The organism is Anaerocolumna sp. MB42-C2 (assembly GCF_030913705.1).
GTDB lineage: Bacteria > Bacillota > Clostridia > Lachnospirales > Lachnospiraceae > Anaerocolumna.
The window spans coordinates 4,412,970-4,429,414 of the sequence record NZ_CP133190.1; the positions used below are offsets into that span (position 1 = coordinate 4,412,970).

Consider the following 16,445-nt stretch of genomic DNA (forward strand, 5'->3'; position numbering starts at 1 on the left):
AAGAAAAATCATTAGGATGTAATAGGGAACCTATGGAATAGATAATTAAAAAACTATTTCTATAGGTTCTTTTTTTTGCTATTTTATAAAAAATTTTGTAGAAGAGCATGTAACTGTGATAGAATAACCTAAAGAGAATTATGATATGGAGGAAGTTATGGGGAGCGGAAAGCAATCGTATAATTATAATCTTAACAATATTGACCAAACATGTAAAATGGCAAAAGCATTATCTTCACCGATTCGTTTGGAGATTCTAAAATTATTGATCGGTAAATCTATGACAATGGGTGAATTGGCACAGCTACTTTTTGTTTCCGTGTCCTCTGTCAGTATGCACACAAAAGTTTTGGAGGAAACAGAGTTGATTACCATAACGCCCAAGCCGGGAAAACATGGTGCCCAGAAGGTTTGCGGGATAAGTGCAGATAAAGTTTTGTTCGATTTTTTTGGGAATTCTGGAAGTGAACCCCGCAGACCTGCTAAAGTTATGGATATTGCAGTGGGAAACTATTCGGAAGCCGAAATCAATGAGCCTTGCGGAATTGCAAGCGGTGAGAATTATGTTGATATAGAAGACACCCGGTATGGCTTTTATGATCCGGCACATATAGATGCACAGCTGATCTGGTTTACATCCGGTTATCTGAGATATCGAATCTCCAATAAATATTTAACCGGTGAGAATGTAAAAAGTTTAAATATAAGCTTTGAGATTTGTTCGGAAGCTCCGGGGTATAATAATATCTGGCCATCTGATATATACTTGAAAATAAACGGTATCTTGCTTCATTCTTTTCGGGTAAACGGTGATTTTGGAGGAATTCGAGGTATTAACAATCCTGAGTGGTGGCCCGATTCCAATACACAGTTTGGTGAGCTTAAAAAGATTTCCATTACAAAATTCGGGACTTTTTTTAACGGGAAATCCGTTTCCGGAAATACTTTGACAAATCTCAAAGTAAACGAAAATTATTATTTTACCTTTGAAATCGGTGTAGATAAGAATAGTGAGTGCCCGGGGGGAATGAACTTATTTGGAAGAAAATTTGGCAACTATGCTCAGGATATTCGGTTTGAAATACAATATAACTAGTATATCGCTGAGAAAAATACCTGGTATTGAATAGGAGTGATATTTTTGCAAAGTATACAGGCATTTAACACCCTTAATCTTAAGGGTTAAGTGCTAATTACTTCAATGAAATTGTAGTAATATAGAAATAATATACAAGATGGCTGAAAATTATTGAAATAGACATAAAGAGCATGTAAAGTATACTAATACTATGATTAGCCTGATTAAAACAATACAAATAATTTACAATTGTCTATTTGCGGATTGTTTAGGCAGAGAACAAAAGTGTAAGGAGATGACTAGTTTATGAATATCAAAAATCCTGTCCCTATAGAAAATATAGGGGATCCTTATATCCTATTTTTTGAGGGAAAATACTATTTATATGCTACCAGCCATTTTGACGGATATTATTGCTGGATTTCAGAAAATCTAAATGACTGGAAAGAACCTGTGGTCTGTTATAAAGCTACAGATAAAAGTTTTGGCAATTCCTGCTTTTGGGCACCTGAAGTATATAATTTCAATGGTAAATTTTATATGTATTATACCGCCCAATGGAAGAAATATGAGGAAGAGGCCTTACGTATCGGGGTAGCCATCGCGGATAAACCGGAGGGCCCTTTTGAGGAGGTATTTGAGGAACAGCCTATGTTTGATTTTGGATATGGTGCCCTAGATGCCCATATATTAAAGGATGGAGAATATAATTATTTATATTATTCCCGAGCCGGAGCCGATCATTATGTTAACGGAGCGAAAGAATCCGAAGTATATGTTGTCAGGTTAGATGAAGATTTCATTTCTGTGAAAGGTGAGGGTAAGTTGATTCTTCAGCCGGAACAGGAATGGGAGCGTATTTATGAGGGGGAAAAACAATTTTGGAATGAAGGACCCTTTGTTATCAAAGAGGAAGGGCGGTATCATCTGATGTATTCTGCTAATTTTTTCGCTTCGAAACACTATGGTATTGGATGCGCCGTAGCAGATAATCCTATGGGACCTTTTGAGAAATATGAGAATAATCCGGTATTACATACTTCGGATACCATTTCAGGCCCCGGACATAACAGTGTGGTAAAAGACAATGATGGGAATTACTATTGTGTTTATCACGCTCATACCCATTATGAGAAGCCCAGCGGGGACCGTCAGGTATATATTACTCCCCTGAAGTTTAGAAATGGTAAGATATCTATGGAACATCCGAAATTAAGGAATGAGTAGCAACCAGACCATAAACGGTTGTGTTTCGTTATCACAGAAATGTAATTAAATATGATTTTCATGCATAATACAAGCCTTTACAGTTGATTAATATTGTAAAGGTTTTTTCTTTTTACTAAGTTCGGATAGATATGTAATCCTTTAGAAGAAACAGATCGAAAGCATTGTTATCATGCTTTAAGTTTGATATAATATACAAATAAATTAATTATTATAAATAGTTGTTTTATTGCCTAAAATCACTAGAAAGGGTAACCTGATATGAACGAAAAACCAATATTAGTATTCCAGACTGATTTTACTTATAAAGAGGGAGCAGTTTGTGCCATGTATGGAGTGGTAAAATCCGTTGACCGCTCATTGGAAATATTCGATGGTACACATGAAATACCCAGGTTTGACACCTGGAGTGCCTCTTATCGTTTATACCAATCCATGCAGTTCTGGCCAAAAGGGACCATATTTGTCTCCGTGGTTGACCCGGGAGTAGGAACATCAAGAAGAGCATGTGTTGCAAGGACTATCGACGGATATTATGTTGTAACTCCGGACAACGGAAGTTTGACCCATGTTAAAAAATACATTGGTATCGCAGAAATAAGAGAAATTGATGAAAAGGTTAACCGTCTGCAATCTACCCTGGAAACCAGTATATTTCATGGACGTGATTTATTTGGATATTGTGCCGCAAGACTGGCAGGCGGTATTATATCTTACGAAGAAGTTGGCTCCGAATATCCGACGTGTGAAATCGTAGCCCATGAAATACAAGAACCAAAGTTGGAATTTGGGAAAGCGGAAGGAATATTTGAAATCGGAGATCCTAACTTTGGTAACCTTTGGAGCAATATACCGGTAGCTGAGTTTTTAAATAACGGATTTCAATATGGTGATCTCTTAAATGTGACTATCTGCCATGATCATGAAGTCGTTTTTAATAATAAAGTTCCTTTTGTCAAAGCTTTCGGATATGTGAAACGAGGGGAAACAGTCATATATACCAATGAACTTATGAAAATATCAATCGCTGTCAGCCTGGGTGACTTCTGTGAAACTTACCGTATTACCTACGGGCAAGATTGGAAAGTAATCTTAGAAAAATAAAGGTAAAGCCAGACTCTTTTTCATACTTAACCTTTTACCCGATTCCGAAATTCCGACGGTGATTGTCCCATCCTCTTTTTAAAACAGGAACTGAAGTAATATTGATTGGTATATCCGATTTTTTCACTGATTTCTTTTAAGGATAAACCCGAGTGCAGGAGCATCTGGCAGGCCGCTTCAATCCGGACAGAGGTAATGATATCGGAAATGTTCTGACCGGTACATTTTTTATATATTACACTGAGATGGGAGGGACTTACATTCACGTAGTCGGCGATATCATTCAGACAGAGTTCGTTTTTGTCGTAATGCTGTTTGATGTATTTGAGAACAGAGTCGCACACCTGTTTATGATAGGTTTGTACCGAATCGGATAGTTTTCTGCATACATTCTGGCAGATTGAATCTAACCAGTGGAAGATTTCTACACTTGTAGTATAAGAATCCATTTTGGAATACACTTGTATGATATCTTTTTCTATATCCGTACTATCAATATCCATTTCGTATAAAAATTTCAGGATTCTTCCTAAAACTGAATAAATCCTTATGAACAGAAGATTTTTGGTCTGATAATTTTCTAATATTTCTTCCGAAAACTGTTTAATCCAGCCGGTTATTTGTACGGTATCTTTCTTACAGATGTATTGAATTAACAATTCTTCCTTATCAACGGAGAACAATGTGACTGACAGACTGGAACCCATAGAGTCTCTGGCGTCAAAGATATGCTGTTGAGGAAAGAAAAACCGGTATTCCAGTGCTCGTCTTGCACTGAGATAAGATTGATTCATGTCCCAGAGATATTTTATAATATTACCGATTCCTACATTAACCGACAGGAGGTTATCCTGATAGTGTTCTGCCACATCCGTTATGATATTATAAAGCATCTTCTGAAAATATACCTGGTTTGAATAATTGTGGCCGAGAATACAGGTTAATCCATGTAAATCATTTAAAATATAATGCAGATTAAGGGATTCAAACAATTTTTCAAGATAATTGTGGAGGTTTGTTAATTCCAGATGGTATTTCTGTATTCCCAAGGAGGTTTTAATTTCAGCTGCATTTTCTATATCCAAAGAAATAACTACATAAAAATGACAGTTTAAATCCAGGTGCAGATAGTTTGGATAATTATTCAGATTATATTTGGCTTCATCACTGTAACTGTGGATCAGACTGGAGAAAAAACTGTCAATCATTGCAGGACGGCTGTTTTCAAGGATTTGTAAATTGGATTCTTCTTTTTCTATTAAAAATAAAGCATTTTTAACTTTTTCATTTAGGTATTGGTAATCGACCGGTTTTTCTACATAATCATAAGCACCGATTCGGATTGCCTGTTTTGCATATTCAAATTTATCAAAAGCACTGATTAAAATTATTTTAATAAATGGATTTTTTTGTAATGCTTTACTTGCTAAATCCAATCCGGTAAAACCCGGCATTACTATATCTGAGATAATTAAATCTATGGGTGTGGAATCCAGCACTTCTAGCGCGGCAGCTCCGTCATACTGCATTTCACAGACTTCGGCACCCAATGAGGCCCAGTTAATGTTTTTATAGATCCCCTCTACAGAGATATGATTATCATCCACTATCATTACTTTTTTCATAATTACCTCCCATCTGCCGCTTTAGCGGCATGAAACCTAATCTTTATCCAGTATCTGTTGAAATTCAATGGTTACAGTAGTACCGGAACCAACTTTACTTTGAAGTTTTATACGACCGGAACCGTAGAGAGTGCTTGCTATTCTGGCATTTACATTACTGATTCCGAAATTTTTGGAATAATCCACATTATGTTCATCCAAAGAATGCTGAAGATTCGATAGATAATTCTCTGGTATTCCTGCACCGTTGTCCTCGATAGTTATTATAATCGTATCGTCTCCATACTTAAGGTCAATCTTAATATGGATTGGATGATTGCTGCGTTCTATTCCATGGAGAAGACAATTTTCCAGAAATGGCTGCAAGGTAAATTTGCAGATCATAAAGTTTTCAATTCCATCTTCATAGTTGATTTCCCAGGTAAAGCTATCCTCGCGGCAGAGGTGTTCCAGTTCCAGATAGAGAGTGGCTATCTCCAGTTCATCCCGGATAGTAATAAGATCATTATTTTTTCTTAAGGTCATACGGTAGAATTTGGATAAACCGCTTATCATCTGATGGGCAATGTCCGTTTTACCAATGGTCAGGCAGGTCTGTATCGTTCCTAAGATATTGTACAGGAAATGAGGATTGATTTGCGATTGGAGCAATTGATATTTTAATTTTTCCTCCATAACGGATAATTCCAGGATATTGGCAAGGTTATGATCGATAGTCTGGAGCATCCCTTCATAGGTAGAAGCCAGGTCATCTATTTCGTCTCCATATTCCGAGTTGATTTTAAACAGGTGTCCGAATTCTTTAGCCGTAATTTTATTACTTCTGATCTTGGTGGAACGAACTACTCTGGTAAGCCTGCTTAATTTTTTGGTTAAATTAAGAGAGATAAAAACAGTAATACCAATCATAACCGGTACCATAATTAACAGGGAGGTAAAGATGGTACCAATAACGGGTTTTATATTATTAGTAATATAAGTAGTGGGAACTTCCGTAATCAGGTAAAAGCCGTTATTCAAGGGTTGCACCAGATATTGATTTTCATCCCAGTTAATGGGAGCCCCGTTAACCTGAGCCGTTAGGCGGTTAAATTTGTCGGTTTTTAAGTAAGCACCAACCATACTTTTATTATTATGGGCCACAATCTGCCGGTTGGAGGTACAGATATAACTGACAATGGGAGTATCTAAGAAAGAGTCTGCCAGTAATCCCGATAGTTCATCTGATTTAATACTTGTAAATAAAGCATAAATCATCCTGTTATCCCGGGTCAGGGACTGACAGCATAAAATAGAGTCAATACTTCTGTCATTTGGAGAGAGCATAACCGGAAATGCCAGATTACTGCGGTAAAGCCATTTATTTGTTACACCGATACCTGAAAGCTCCGCTTTATCTATATCATACATCTTTAAACCGGAAATACCGTAGAACATAAGCCCTTCTTTACTGATTAGATAGCTGTCCGGAAGAAATACACAGGTTTGAAACAAGTGAAAATTGTTATTTAAAGAATTAATATTACTCCGCGCATTGCTGAAATAGTCCATATATTCGGAAAAGGATTTTTCTGTTTTACCTGTTAAAGAATATACGTAATTATTAACGGAATCAGCAACATTTGCCATTTGGGAGAAACGGCTGTTAAGCTGCTGTACCAATTGAGTATTGGAGACATAAACGGACTGCAGGATTTTCTCCTGTGCCAGAGAATACGTCGTGCGGTAGCTGATGATACCAATAATAAAGAAAGGAAAGATGGAACATAATAAAAAGCAGGTTATTAATCTTGTACGAAAACGATGGAACAGTTTACGGATGCCATGAGTAAATTTATTATGAAAATAATATTGTACCATAGAATTAGTTCCTTTCATTTTATTTACACATAATGACGAAAAAACATTGATAATGCTGGATTTTATTATATATAAGTTTATGTTATTTTACAATAGAACGAGTGTTAAACCATAAATATTATAAATACTGCGTAAAATTTTATATTCTCTTTATTTATAATTTTGATTAAAATAAATTCATTACTAAGATCTGAGTAATGAAGAGACTTAAAGGAGAAGGAAAGTTGAAAGAAGATCACTTTCAACCTACGTAATCAGGTCTGATTCCATTTTGGGAAAGGCTTAAAACGGGAAAGGCAAGGGTGTAAAAATGAAAAAGAAATTAACTGGTTTGCTGCTGGTTGTTGTAATGATTGCAGGAATGTTCTCCGGATGTGCGAAAAACACAAGTCCGGCAACCGGTTCAAAAGAAGAAACAAAAACAGAAACAACAGCAGGGGATACGGGGGAGACTGCTGGTACAACGGAAGCAAAATCCGATGGAGCTTATGACTTAACATTATATAGCATTCAAACAACGGATGCTGATTTTAATACCTGGTTAGCAGACTGTGAGAAGGCTACCGGATTAAAGATTAATGTAATTGCAGCACCTACTGACTCGGATACCCGTCAGCAGAAGATTACTACCATGTTATCTACAGGGGACAAAAGTGTAGATATCTTTGAAATTAATGACGAAATGGCAACAACCTTTAAGAATTCCGGATGGCTTGAGCCATTAAACGATACGGTAATGACTAAAGACATTTTAAATAATTTTGCTACCGGTTACATATCCGATATGATTACATCAAGCGACGGAAATATAATCGGTGTTCCCGGATACTCAGGTTATTTAGCTCTTTGGGTTAATCAGAAAATCATGGATGAAGTAGGGGTTACTTCCCTTGATACCCTGGATGATTTCAAAAAATATATTACGGCAGCAACCGGAGATGGAAGATATGGTTATGGCGGGTCCTGGGAAAAAACTTATGTATTTAATGAAATTGCCCAATTTGTAAATATGTTCGGCGGAGATTATTTTGACTGGACCAACAAAGGAAACAGGGAAGCATTGCAATTTATGTATGATATGGTAAATACCTTAAAAGTAACACCGGTCGATCAAATCGCTGATAAATATGAACAAATGAACCAGAAATTCATTGATGGTAAATACGGCTGTGTATTTATGTGGGGAACAGGGTCGGACTATGATGCGGCAGGTATGTTAGGATCCGATAAGATTCATATGATAAAAATCCCAACCTTTAAGAAGAGCAGTATTTTTACAGATTCCTGGAGTTATGTATTGAATTCTTCTTCCGAACATAAAGATGCGGCTGTGAAGTTCTTAACTTATATGGCTAATGAGGGCGGAATGAAAGCTTCCTGGGAAAACTTTGACCGTTATCCGGCGAGAAGTGATGTAGCTGAAAAGGTGGTTCCAAATGACAGCCCGGTTAAAGAGATGTATTCCATCTATGCACAGGAATCTGAAGTAAGAGGCCGTCCGATGTTATCTCAGACTATGGAATTTATCTCCGATATCGGCACCATATTCCAGGATTATATTCAGGATAAGATAACGTTAGATGAGTTCTGTGATAAAGCACAAAAGTATGTAGAAGAGTGTCAATAGCCACAACTAAAACAAGGGTTAAAGGCCTAAGGATGCAGGCGTAAAAGCCTGCATCCTTTATCAATGCCTGCTAAGTATGGTTCGCAATTACCTAACACTTTCTAAGTTATGAAAGGAAGATAACTATGTCAAAAAAGAAATCTTTGCAGTGGGTGGCTTGGCTCTTGGTTTTGCCGGTACTGCTAATCCGTGGTTTTACCACGATTTACCCTATTTTTGTTACATTTAAAAACAGTTTATTTAATATTCGCATTTTAAAAGGAACCAAAGAATTTTATGGTTTAAAAAATTATATTAATGTATTTTCAGATGAAAAGTTTTTAACTTCGATTGAGTTTACTGTGCTATTTGTAGTTTGTTCTATGGTATTTCATGTATTATTAGGCGTTATGTTAGCCATGATTTTAAATATGAAATTTAAAGGACGCCGTTTTTTACGTACCATTGTATTGATTCCCTGGGCAATGCCTGCCGCAGTAACCGGTATGGCGGCTAAATGGGCTTTTAATAATGATTACGGTTTGATAAATGATTTCGTACGCAGATTTTTACCGGATTTTCAACTGAATTGGCTGGTCAATACGGGTTCTGCCAGAGCAGCGGTTATTGCCATGGATTTATGGAAGGACCTTCCTTTTTTTGCGATTCTGGTTTTATCCGGACTGCAATTCATATCCAGTGACATATATGAAGCTGCCAAAGTTGACGGGGCCAATAACATACAGACATTTATAAGAATTACTTTACCGCTGATCTTAAGGAATGTGGTTACCTTATGTATCCCATTCACCTTATGGAGATTGACAACATTTGATCTTGTTTATTCCATGACCTCCGGCGGTCCCGGTGAAGATACAGCGCTAATTGCATACCGTATTACAACGGAGGCATTTACCAACTTAAATATAGGCTATTCGTCCGCTATGGCCGTATTGTTGTTTGCTGCTATGGCAATCTTTAGCGTGATTAATATAAAAGTTTCAAATAAAGTAGAACATTAGGAGGGAAGCCATGAATACAAAACAAAAATTGTTCAAACTAGGTGCAGCCCTTATAAAATGGTTGTCAGTTTTTATCGTATGTTTTTTGATTTTATTCCCTATGTACTGGATCTTTATGTCGTCCATTACACCATCCGGAGAATTGTTTAATTCTCCGATTGATTATTTGCCGGATCATCCTACCCTGGAAAGTTATATCTTTCTGATTCAAAACGTAGGCTTGTTGAGCAAGGTAACCAATACGATTATTATAGTGGGAAGTACCTTAATCATAAGCACCCTTTTTAGTATTATGGCGGCTTATGCATTTTCCAGATTTAAATCCAGAGGAATTTCTCTTGCTTTTGCCTTTATCATCGCAACCATGTTGATACCGGAAGTTGTTACGGCAAGGCCGTTGTATGAGTTTATGCAAAAGGTAAAATTATACGATACATATCCTGGATTAATTCTTTTATATATCAGTTCGGTAATACCTTTTACCGTATTGATTCTGAAAAATTTTGTAGCGGAGATACCAATTTCCCTGGAAGAGGCAGCAGCAATTGACGGTGCGGCTTTTATGAAAAGAATATTTTATGTAACGCTGCCCCTTATGAAACCGGCAGTGGCAACAGTATGTATCATTAACTTTGTTTCCTGTTTAAATAATTTCTTCACTCCGCTGTTTTATTCCAATGGGATTCAGGTTTTATCCGTTGCTATCGTACAGCTTCCATTAAGGGACAATATGTATTCCGTCCCCTGGGATCTGGTAAGTGCCATGGGTTGTGTTATTCTTCTTCCCATAATCGTATTTGTTGCGGTTTTTGAAAAGCAGATTATGGATGGTATCATGGCAGGAGGAGTAAAGGCTTAAAATTAGAGATTATAATAGGGAATTACGAAACTATTTAGTGTTCCAAATATACGATACAAATTGAATTTCATAGCGTCAGTTGCCCTCTGGGCAAGATTGAGCTATGATATTGTATTAATTGCATGGTATATAGATGCAATAGTTGAGTTTCGCAATTTACAATCAGAGGTTATAAATTCGAAAGGAGAAAATAATATGCAGTCATTTATAGGAGGGTTAGGGGCTTTACCCCTGGCTAAACACGGGAAAAGCAGGGCAATTAATGCAGAGAATCCCCATGGAGAAAAAGGAAAAGGCGGAATGGCAGCCAGCCGTTTAGGTCCGTCCAGAAAAGGAGCGCCCTGTATCAGAGGGCTGGCACCGGGAAGTGTTACTACCTTAGCTGAGATGGAGGGCCCGGGAGTAATTCAGCATATCTGGATCACGGTTACGGACAGAACGGAGAAAGATTATCATGTCCTGAGGGATCTGGTTATCCGTATGTATTGGGATGATGAGACAGAACCCTCAGTAGAAACCCCGTTAGGTGATTTCTTCTGCTGTGGTTTTGCCAGAGGCTGCGAAGTGAATTCCCTTCCGATTGTTGTGAATCCCAAACGTGCCATGAATTCCTATTTTCAGATGCCATTTAAAAAGAAAGCGAAGATTACCATTGAAAATCAACATGAAGCAGAAGTGCCCGCTTTCTTTTATCAGGTAGATTATTGCTTATATGAAAACTTACCCGAGGATATTTCCTATTTTCATGCACAGTGGAGAAGAGAACGATTGACGAAGAAACAGGTGGATTATACCATAGTGGATGGTATTAAAGGGAAAGGTCATTATGTTGGTACCTATATTGCACTTACCGCATTAGAGCGTTATTGGTGGGGAGAGGGTGAAATCAAGTTCTATCTGGACGGGGACGAAGAATATCCCACAATCTGCGGTACCGGAACGGAGGATTATTTCGGAGGTGCCTGGAGTTTCGGCGGTATTGATGAAAATGGCAGAATGATCGAGAAAAATTATTGTACACCATTTATGGGATATCCTTATTATTCCCATCATGATACGGAAGTTTTTAATCAATACCATAACGATGATACACCTGCCCAGAGAGGTTTCTACCGCTGGCATATTATGGATCCTATTCTCTTCGAGGAAGATCTAAAGGTGACCATTCAGCAAATCGGTACCTGTCATAAGGGAAACTTTGAGCGTCAGGATGATGTGGCCTCCGTTGCCTACTGGTATCAGACGGAACCGCATAATCCATTTCCAAAATTAATGGACAAGGAAGACCGGTGGCCGAGATAAATACTCGCTTTGTACTTTTCACCCTCCATTCTTTGTGTTATGATGTAAGAAAATAGTGAGAAGGTAACTATGAATCAACATTTTTTATTGATATCAGGAGGGTACATATGAGACTTATGGAATTTTGTGACGGAATACAGCATATAGGTATTCCCACTAATCGTTATGAAGAGACAATAGCTTTTTATGAAAAAATCGGATTTGGTACTACTTACCAGACTGTTAATGAGGGTAATAAAGTAGGGTTCTTAAAATTCGAAAGTTTAGAATTAGAAGTTTATGAATCAACCGACATATCACCCAGGGATGGAGCGGTAAATCATTTCGCAGTAAATTGCAATGATATTGATGCGACTTATGATAATGCTGTCAAAGAGGGGTTTGAAATTCTTGAACCGGGAATCAGGGAATTACCGTTCTGGGCAAACGGTATTCGGTTTTTTATTATTGTAGGACCAAATAAAGAGAAAATTGAGTTTTGTCAGATATTATGATTTGCCCGGCAAGAGCCCGATTTATTTTCACAGATAAATACGGGCAATATTCAATTTCCTGCCTTTTTCTCAAACACTATATTTTTTACAAGCCTCAAAACGGTGCAAAAAAAGCCGACGGACGTGATTTTTTGTCAAAGTAAAACATAAATTATATTATAATAAGTTTACAGGAGGAGCGTGTTGCAAAACTATTTTTATAAATAGTTTTGCAACACGTTCTTTACTTATGGATAAAAAAATAAGACATATCATATAGATTGTCCTTTTCTAAGCTCTGTTTTCATATTTTGGCATGACTTTAATAAAGCCATGTGTTTTTTCTTTATTCAGGCACTGTTATGTAAAATAAACCTTACATTAATGGATAAGGGTTTGCAGAGAATGACTGCATGACATAAAGCTGTAGAAAGAGGAATGTCGGAAAGCCGTATGAGGGAAAACCTCACGTACGGTTTGATGAGGGGAAAGAGGTCTTGCGACCTCCGACCCACTCTACAAGTTCTCCGATTTTCCCTATGAAATAAAAAGCCCTAGAGATTTATACCTCATTAGCTCCACCGATTATTAGGTTACTGACAATCTGCAAGAGTTTCATATCAAAATGTTTTCAATCTGTTTTATTGCTTTATTATCCAGTATTCCACCGGAAAGAGAATTGAAAATAAAGCTGTCAATTTGCGGATTTTTGATGTTTTTTCGAATGGAAACAAGAACATTAAGAATATCAAGCAGCACTGATTTTCTCATAGTTTCTTTTATTTCCAGAATATTAATAGACATAAGCTTATTGGATATTTTTTCATTCAGATTCGGTTTAGCTTCTGCGATTATCCCTAGTGATTGAATACACTGACGCACTGTGATAGGTTTTTCATCCTGTAAGAGTTCCAGGCAGTCATCAAGTAAAGCATCCATTTTATTATCCAAATCCCATTTAGCATTTTCTGCGATCAACATAATGCCTATGCTTCTTTGGTATGAGTTGTTATCTTTCAATTTCAATCTAAAATTTTCCAGATATGGATAAACATCATTAAAAAGCTGAGAACGATATTGGAGAAGCATAAATGCCTGATACCTGATTTTATCATTCTTTTCAGTCAATAGTTCCACAAGGTTTGGAATTTCAGAGCTGCTTATGACTTTTACTGCTTCTGGTAATTGTTCTTTATCGATTGACATTAAGTTCTCAAGTGTTATCATTATTGAACCACCTTCCAAATGGATAATTTTTTATTTATCATTTACTGCAATGTATACATTCATTTCAGATATTATTTTCTTGCCCATCATACTTAGAAAAAATTATATCAATGATAATATGACAGCAGTATGTCGCATTAAAAATAGAGTGCCAAATTTTTTAACCGCTCATATATGATATTCTGTATGTATGTTGGACCTTAATTCTTGCAAAGAAAATGAATGATAAAATATATCCATAGACCCAATGGTATTACCATTTTCGTTCGGCACAAGTCAAAAAGATTACCACGCCGATTGCCAGCGGTGCAGGGGGGTACTCCTGTCATAATGCTTCTCTCGCAGGAATTTATTAAGTTTAATAAAATGTACTCCTGCCCCTAGGATAATATATAAATTATAACAATGTATTTCCCGTTAATCAAGACTAGCGGATACGTTACATTAATTATTGAGCAAGCCTAGAAAACGTGGGAAAACGAATACAGTCAATATAGTCACAGACTCAATAACAAAAGACCAGTCACGTCAAGCTATAATGCTTATATATGACTGGTCTCTTTTTGCTCACGTAAATATAATGATAGATAAATCTATCAATTAGGTCAAAAAAATCAATCTTTCTTAATTAAAGAGCTTCCAAAATCTTCGTCAGTTTCTTCCGCAACCCGGTCGACAGAATAACGCTGGTAATGGGAGGAATCTTTGTACACACGCTTATATTTGTAATAAATATTATCGTATGCATCTTCCTGATCACGTCCATCTAACAGGCGGAACATGGAAATCAAGTCAGTTTCCGTATCTGTTAGTTTTAACACGGGAGCACTTTCGGGAGAATTATTTAAATATTCCTCCCCGGTCAGAAGCCAGTCTGTAGATACTTGAAATATACGGGAAAGGGCGATGACAGTCTGTGCCGAGGGTTCATACTTTCCTTTCTCATATTCGCTTATATTACCTTTTGATTTGCCCAGTGCATCAGCCAGTGCCTGCATGGACATTTTATATGTCATTCTTTTATAGCGAATACGTTCGCCTATTGTCTGCATAATTACCTCCTTGAGAAAGTTCTAAAAACAATACTTATTCTATTGACACGTTCTGATAACAGTACTATACTGAAATTAGGAAAGCCAATACATAGAATTATCATAGCACATTACTGCTGAAAATGAAATAAAGCCGGCGATTTTTAAGCAGTAAAAGAAAGTATTTGTTATTGATCACAGGTAACAAACGCGACGTGTTTTTTGTGAAAGCATTATCACAAAAAACCGGAGAATTGCAGCACCAAAACGCTGACTCTGCGTTTTGTGTGCATCGCGAAGCGTGTTATTGTTCACGAAACTGCTGCTTTTTGCAGGGGAGTGAACAGTAACGTATTTGTTATTGATCACAGGTAACAAACGCGACGTGTTTTTCTAAAATAAAGCGCTAAATTCTGCTTAATATGTCCGGAAGGAGTATGACTGATGAAAAGTAGAAAACTGACACCCCTTGGTGCCGAGATTAAAAAATGTCTTGTTGACAAGGAGATGACCCAGAAAGAGCTTGCTAAGATAATCGGAGTATCTCCGAAATATATCCATCTGATTCTTTACGGTGAGCGGTCTGGGAAAAAGTATATTCCTGCCATCTTATCATACCTTGGATTGGATTCTGACATAATTAAGGACAAAAGTAAAACGGTAGATAAACCTGGTGAAGGAGAGAAATAAAAGGCTGTGATGGGGAAGGGGCGGTTATTATATGTTGGATTCGGTTTTTGCACAACGATTTATTGAGAAAATCAGGAAATATACAGACTATAACATAAACATAATGGATGAAAAAGGTATTATTATTGCCAGTAGGACAGAAAGCAGAATAGGTACTTTTCATGAGATTGCATACCGGATAATCCATGGGGAAGAAGATGAGATTATTGTTGAAAACGACAATCAGTTTGTAGGAGTAAAAGCAGGGATTAATGCAGCATTTTTTTATAAAAATAATAAGATTGGAGTTATCGGCATTACAGGTGAACCATCAGAGATACGGCCGATTTCCCTGATTATTCGGATGTCCATGGAAACTATGCTGGAATATGAGATTTACAAGGAAGAACGGTATCAAAGAAGAAATATAAAAGAGCAGTTTTTAAACCTTATTCTTTACGGAGAAAATGTAACGGAAGAGGAACTGGGAGAGTATGCGCAACGTTTAAATTTTAAGGAAGAACTGATACGGATTCCAATTCTTATACGATTTAATGAAAAATCTGATCAGGCAGAACAGATATTATCTGGTATAAGAGAAAGACATCTTACTTCTTCACAGGATATTTCAGGGGTAACCAGAAATAATTGCATTATTATTTTTAAACATTTTGACGGTAAGCTGTTGGAGCTATTGCAGACTTACAAAATATTCATCGGTGAAAGTCTGAGCCGGATACTTCAATACCTAAAAACGAATCATATTGATTACAAATTATATACAGGTTCTTTCCAAAATAAATTTGCACAGTATCGAATCAGTTACCTGCATTGCAAATGGTTGTTTGAAAATACAAAACCAGTTAAAAACAGCTACTTTTTTTATGACTATTTACAGGAATATCTTCATTCACTTATACCTTTAACGGAATTGAACGGTATCTTTGAGATATTTAAGACACAGTTCGATGATAAATTCATTAATAATTATATAGAAATAGTAAGTGCTCTGGATTCTACAGACTATAATTTGGCTGAAGCAAGCAAGTATATTCATATTCACAAAAATACAATGAGTTATCGGCTGGACAAGCTGCGGAAAGCTTTAGGGATGAACCCATTGTTGAGGCATCAGGAAAGAATATTTTTTACTAATTTTTATGATTATTTAGTTAAAACAAAAAAATAAAAAAATATTAATGTCTTTTATAATACAAAAATTCTTAATTACTCCAATGATAAAGACCACCATTTAAACTAAAACGTAATTTCTTAAAAAAATACTCGATACAAAAAGCATATTTTATTTCTTTCTGTTTCTATAGAAGCACCCATAACGGAATATTTAAACTTAAGATTATC

The 16,445-nt window shown here is 36.6% G+C and carries 14 protein-coding genes; 10 read left to right on the top strand and 4 right to left on the bottom strand.

Annotation, left to right across the window (positions count from 1 at the left end):
- Window positions 1–157: 157 nt before the first annotated feature.
- The 3 genes from RBU59_RS19665 to RBU59_RS19675 all read left to right on the top strand — a co-directional run bounded on the left by RBU59_RS19665 (window position 158) and on the right by RBU59_RS19675 (window position 3,409).
- Window positions 158–1,096: an ArsR/SmtB family transcription factor gene (locus tag RBU59_RS19665; protein WP_308144179.1), complete on the top strand. Its 939-nt coding sequence runs from the start codon at window positions 158–160 to the stop codon at window positions 1,094–1,096.
- A gap of 288 nt (window positions 1,097–1,384) precedes the next feature.
- Window positions 1,385–2,305 (top strand): glycoside hydrolase family 43 protein, encoded by a 921-nt coding sequence (locus tag RBU59_RS19670; RefSeq protein WP_308144180.1) that lies wholly within the window; start codon window positions 1,385–1,387, stop codon window positions 2,303–2,305.
- A gap of 261 nt (window positions 2,306–2,566) precedes the next feature.
- Complete coding sequence (locus RBU59_RS19675) at window positions 2,567–3,409, top strand: SAM hydrolase/SAM-dependent halogenase family protein (RefSeq protein WP_308144181.1); 843 nt, start codon at window positions 2,567–2,569, stop codon at window positions 3,407–3,409.
- 26 nt (window positions 3,410–3,435) lie between these two features.
- Here the strand turns inward: RBU59_RS19675 and RBU59_RS19680 are convergent, their stop codons facing one another.
- Together RBU59_RS19680 and RBU59_RS19685 are read right to left on the bottom strand one after the other, a co-directional pair.
- Complete coding sequence (locus tag RBU59_RS19680) at window positions 3,436–5,034, bottom strand: response regulator (RefSeq protein ID WP_308144182.1); 1,599 nt, start codon at window positions 5,032–5,034, stop codon at window positions 3,436–3,438.
- 36 nt (window positions 5,035–5,070) lie between these two features.
- Window positions 5,071–6,894 (bottom strand): sensor histidine kinase, encoded by a 1,824-nt coding sequence (locus RBU59_RS19685; RefSeq protein ID WP_308144183.1) that lies wholly within the window; start codon window positions 6,892–6,894, stop codon window positions 5,071–5,073.
- A 310-nt stretch (window positions 6,895–7,204) separates the two neighbouring features.
- Here RBU59_RS19685 and RBU59_RS19690 point away from each other — a divergent pair, with 310 nt between their 5' ends.
- The 5 genes from RBU59_RS19690 (at window position 7,205) to RBU59_RS19710 (ending at window position 12,177) form a co-directional block, all read left to right on the top strand.
- Window positions 7,205–8,521: a sugar ABC transporter substrate-binding protein gene (locus tag RBU59_RS19690; protein WP_308144184.1), complete on the top strand. Its 1,317-nt coding sequence runs from the start codon at window positions 7,205–7,207 to the stop codon at window positions 8,519–8,521.
- Between the two features lie 125 nt (window positions 8,522–8,646).
- Window positions 8,647–9,522: a carbohydrate ABC transporter permease gene (locus RBU59_RS19695; protein ID WP_308144185.1), complete on the top strand. Its 876-nt coding sequence runs from the start codon at window positions 8,647–8,649 to the stop codon at window positions 9,520–9,522.
- Between the two features lie 10 nt (window positions 9,523–9,532).
- Window positions 9,533–10,381 (top strand): carbohydrate ABC transporter permease, encoded by an 849-nt coding sequence (locus RBU59_RS19700; protein WP_308144186.1) that lies wholly within the window; start codon window positions 9,533–9,535, stop codon window positions 10,379–10,381.
- A gap of 195 nt (window positions 10,382–10,576) precedes the next feature.
- Complete coding sequence (locus tag RBU59_RS19705) at window positions 10,577–11,683, top strand: glycoside hydrolase family 172 protein (RefSeq protein WP_308144187.1); 1,107 nt, start codon at window positions 10,577–10,579, stop codon at window positions 11,681–11,683.
- A 107-nt stretch (window positions 11,684–11,790) separates the two neighbouring features.
- Window positions 11,791–12,177 (top strand): VOC family protein, encoded by a 387-nt coding sequence (locus tag RBU59_RS19710; protein WP_308144188.1) that lies wholly within the window; start codon window positions 11,791–11,793, stop codon window positions 12,175–12,177.
- 594 nt (window positions 12,178–12,771) lie between these two features.
- Here RBU59_RS19710 and RBU59_RS19715 read toward each other — a convergent pair.
- Complete coding sequence (locus RBU59_RS19715) at window positions 12,772–13,383, bottom strand: hypothetical protein (RefSeq protein ID WP_308144189.1); 612 nt, start codon at window positions 13,381–13,383, stop codon at window positions 12,772–12,774.
- A gap of 614 nt (window positions 13,384–13,997) precedes the next feature.
- On the bottom strand, window positions 13,998–14,435 hold the full coding sequence (locus tag RBU59_RS19720; RefSeq protein ID WP_308144190.1) for a helix-turn-helix domain-containing protein: 438 nt from the start codon (window positions 14,433–14,435) through the stop codon (window positions 13,998–14,000).
- Between the two features lie 423 nt (window positions 14,436–14,858).
- Here RBU59_RS19720 and RBU59_RS19725 point away from each other — a divergent pair, with 423 nt between their 5' ends.
- Together RBU59_RS19725 and RBU59_RS19730 are read left to right on the top strand one after the other, a co-directional pair.
- Complete coding sequence (locus RBU59_RS19725; RefSeq protein WP_308144191.1) at window positions 14,859–15,104, top strand: helix-turn-helix transcriptional regulator; 246 nt, start codon at window positions 14,859–14,861, stop codon at window positions 15,102–15,104.
- A gap of 31 nt (window positions 15,105–15,135) precedes the next feature.
- Window positions 15,136–16,272 carry a CdaR family transcriptional regulator gene (locus RBU59_RS19730; RefSeq protein WP_308144192.1) on the top strand — a complete coding sequence of 379 codons (1,137 nt, stop codon included), beginning with the start codon at window positions 15,136–15,138 and terminating at the stop codon, window positions 16,270–16,272.
- Window positions 16,273–16,445: the final 173 nt, after the last annotated feature.

Bases quoted from the DNA above. Each gene is read 5' to 3' on its own strand.
- RBU59_RS19665 (WP_308144179.1), top strand. From the start codon at position 158: ATGGGGAGCGGAAAGCAATCGTATAATTATAATCTTAACAATATTGAC.
- RBU59_RS19670 (WP_308144180.1), top strand. From the start codon at position 1,385: ATGAATATCAAAAATCCTGTCCCTATAGAAAATATAGGGGATCCTTAT.
- RBU59_RS19675 (WP_308144181.1), top strand. From the start codon at position 2,567: ATGAACGAAAAACCAATATTAGTATTCCAGACTGATTTTACTTATAAA.
- RBU59_RS19680 (WP_308144182.1), bottom strand. From the start codon at position 5,034: ATGAAAAAAGTAATGATAGTGGATGATAATCATATCTCTGTAGAGGGG.
- RBU59_RS19685 (WP_308144183.1), bottom strand. From the start codon at position 6,894: ATGGTACAATATTATTTTCATAATAAATTTACTCATGGCATCCGTAAA.
- RBU59_RS19690 (WP_308144184.1), top strand. From the start codon at position 7,205: ATGAAAAAGAAATTAACTGGTTTGCTGCTGGTTGTTGTAATGATTGCA.
- RBU59_RS19695 (WP_308144185.1), top strand. From the start codon at position 8,647: ATGTCAAAAAAGAAATCTTTGCAGTGGGTGGCTTGGCTCTTGGTTTTG.
- RBU59_RS19700 (WP_308144186.1), top strand. From the start codon at position 9,533: ATGAATACAAAACAAAAATTGTTCAAACTAGGTGCAGCCCTTATAAAA.
- RBU59_RS19705 (WP_308144187.1), top strand. From the start codon at position 10,577: ATGCAGTCATTTATAGGAGGGTTAGGGGCTTTACCCCTGGCTAAACAC.
- RBU59_RS19710 (WP_308144188.1), top strand. From the start codon at position 11,791: ATGAGACTTATGGAATTTTGTGACGGAATACAGCATATAGGTATTCCC.
- RBU59_RS19715 (WP_308144189.1), bottom strand. From the start codon at position 13,383: ATGATAACACTTGAGAACTTAATGTCAATCGATAAAGAACAATTACCA.
- RBU59_RS19720 (WP_308144190.1), bottom strand. From the start codon at position 14,435: ATGCAGACAATAGGCGAACGTATTCGCTATAAAAGAATGACATATAAA.
- RBU59_RS19725 (WP_308144191.1), top strand. From the start codon at position 14,859: ATGAAAAGTAGAAAACTGACACCCCTTGGTGCCGAGATTAAAAAATGT.
- RBU59_RS19730 (WP_308144192.1), top strand. From the start codon at position 15,136: ATGTTGGATTCGGTTTTTGCACAACGATTTATTGAGAAAATCAGGAAA.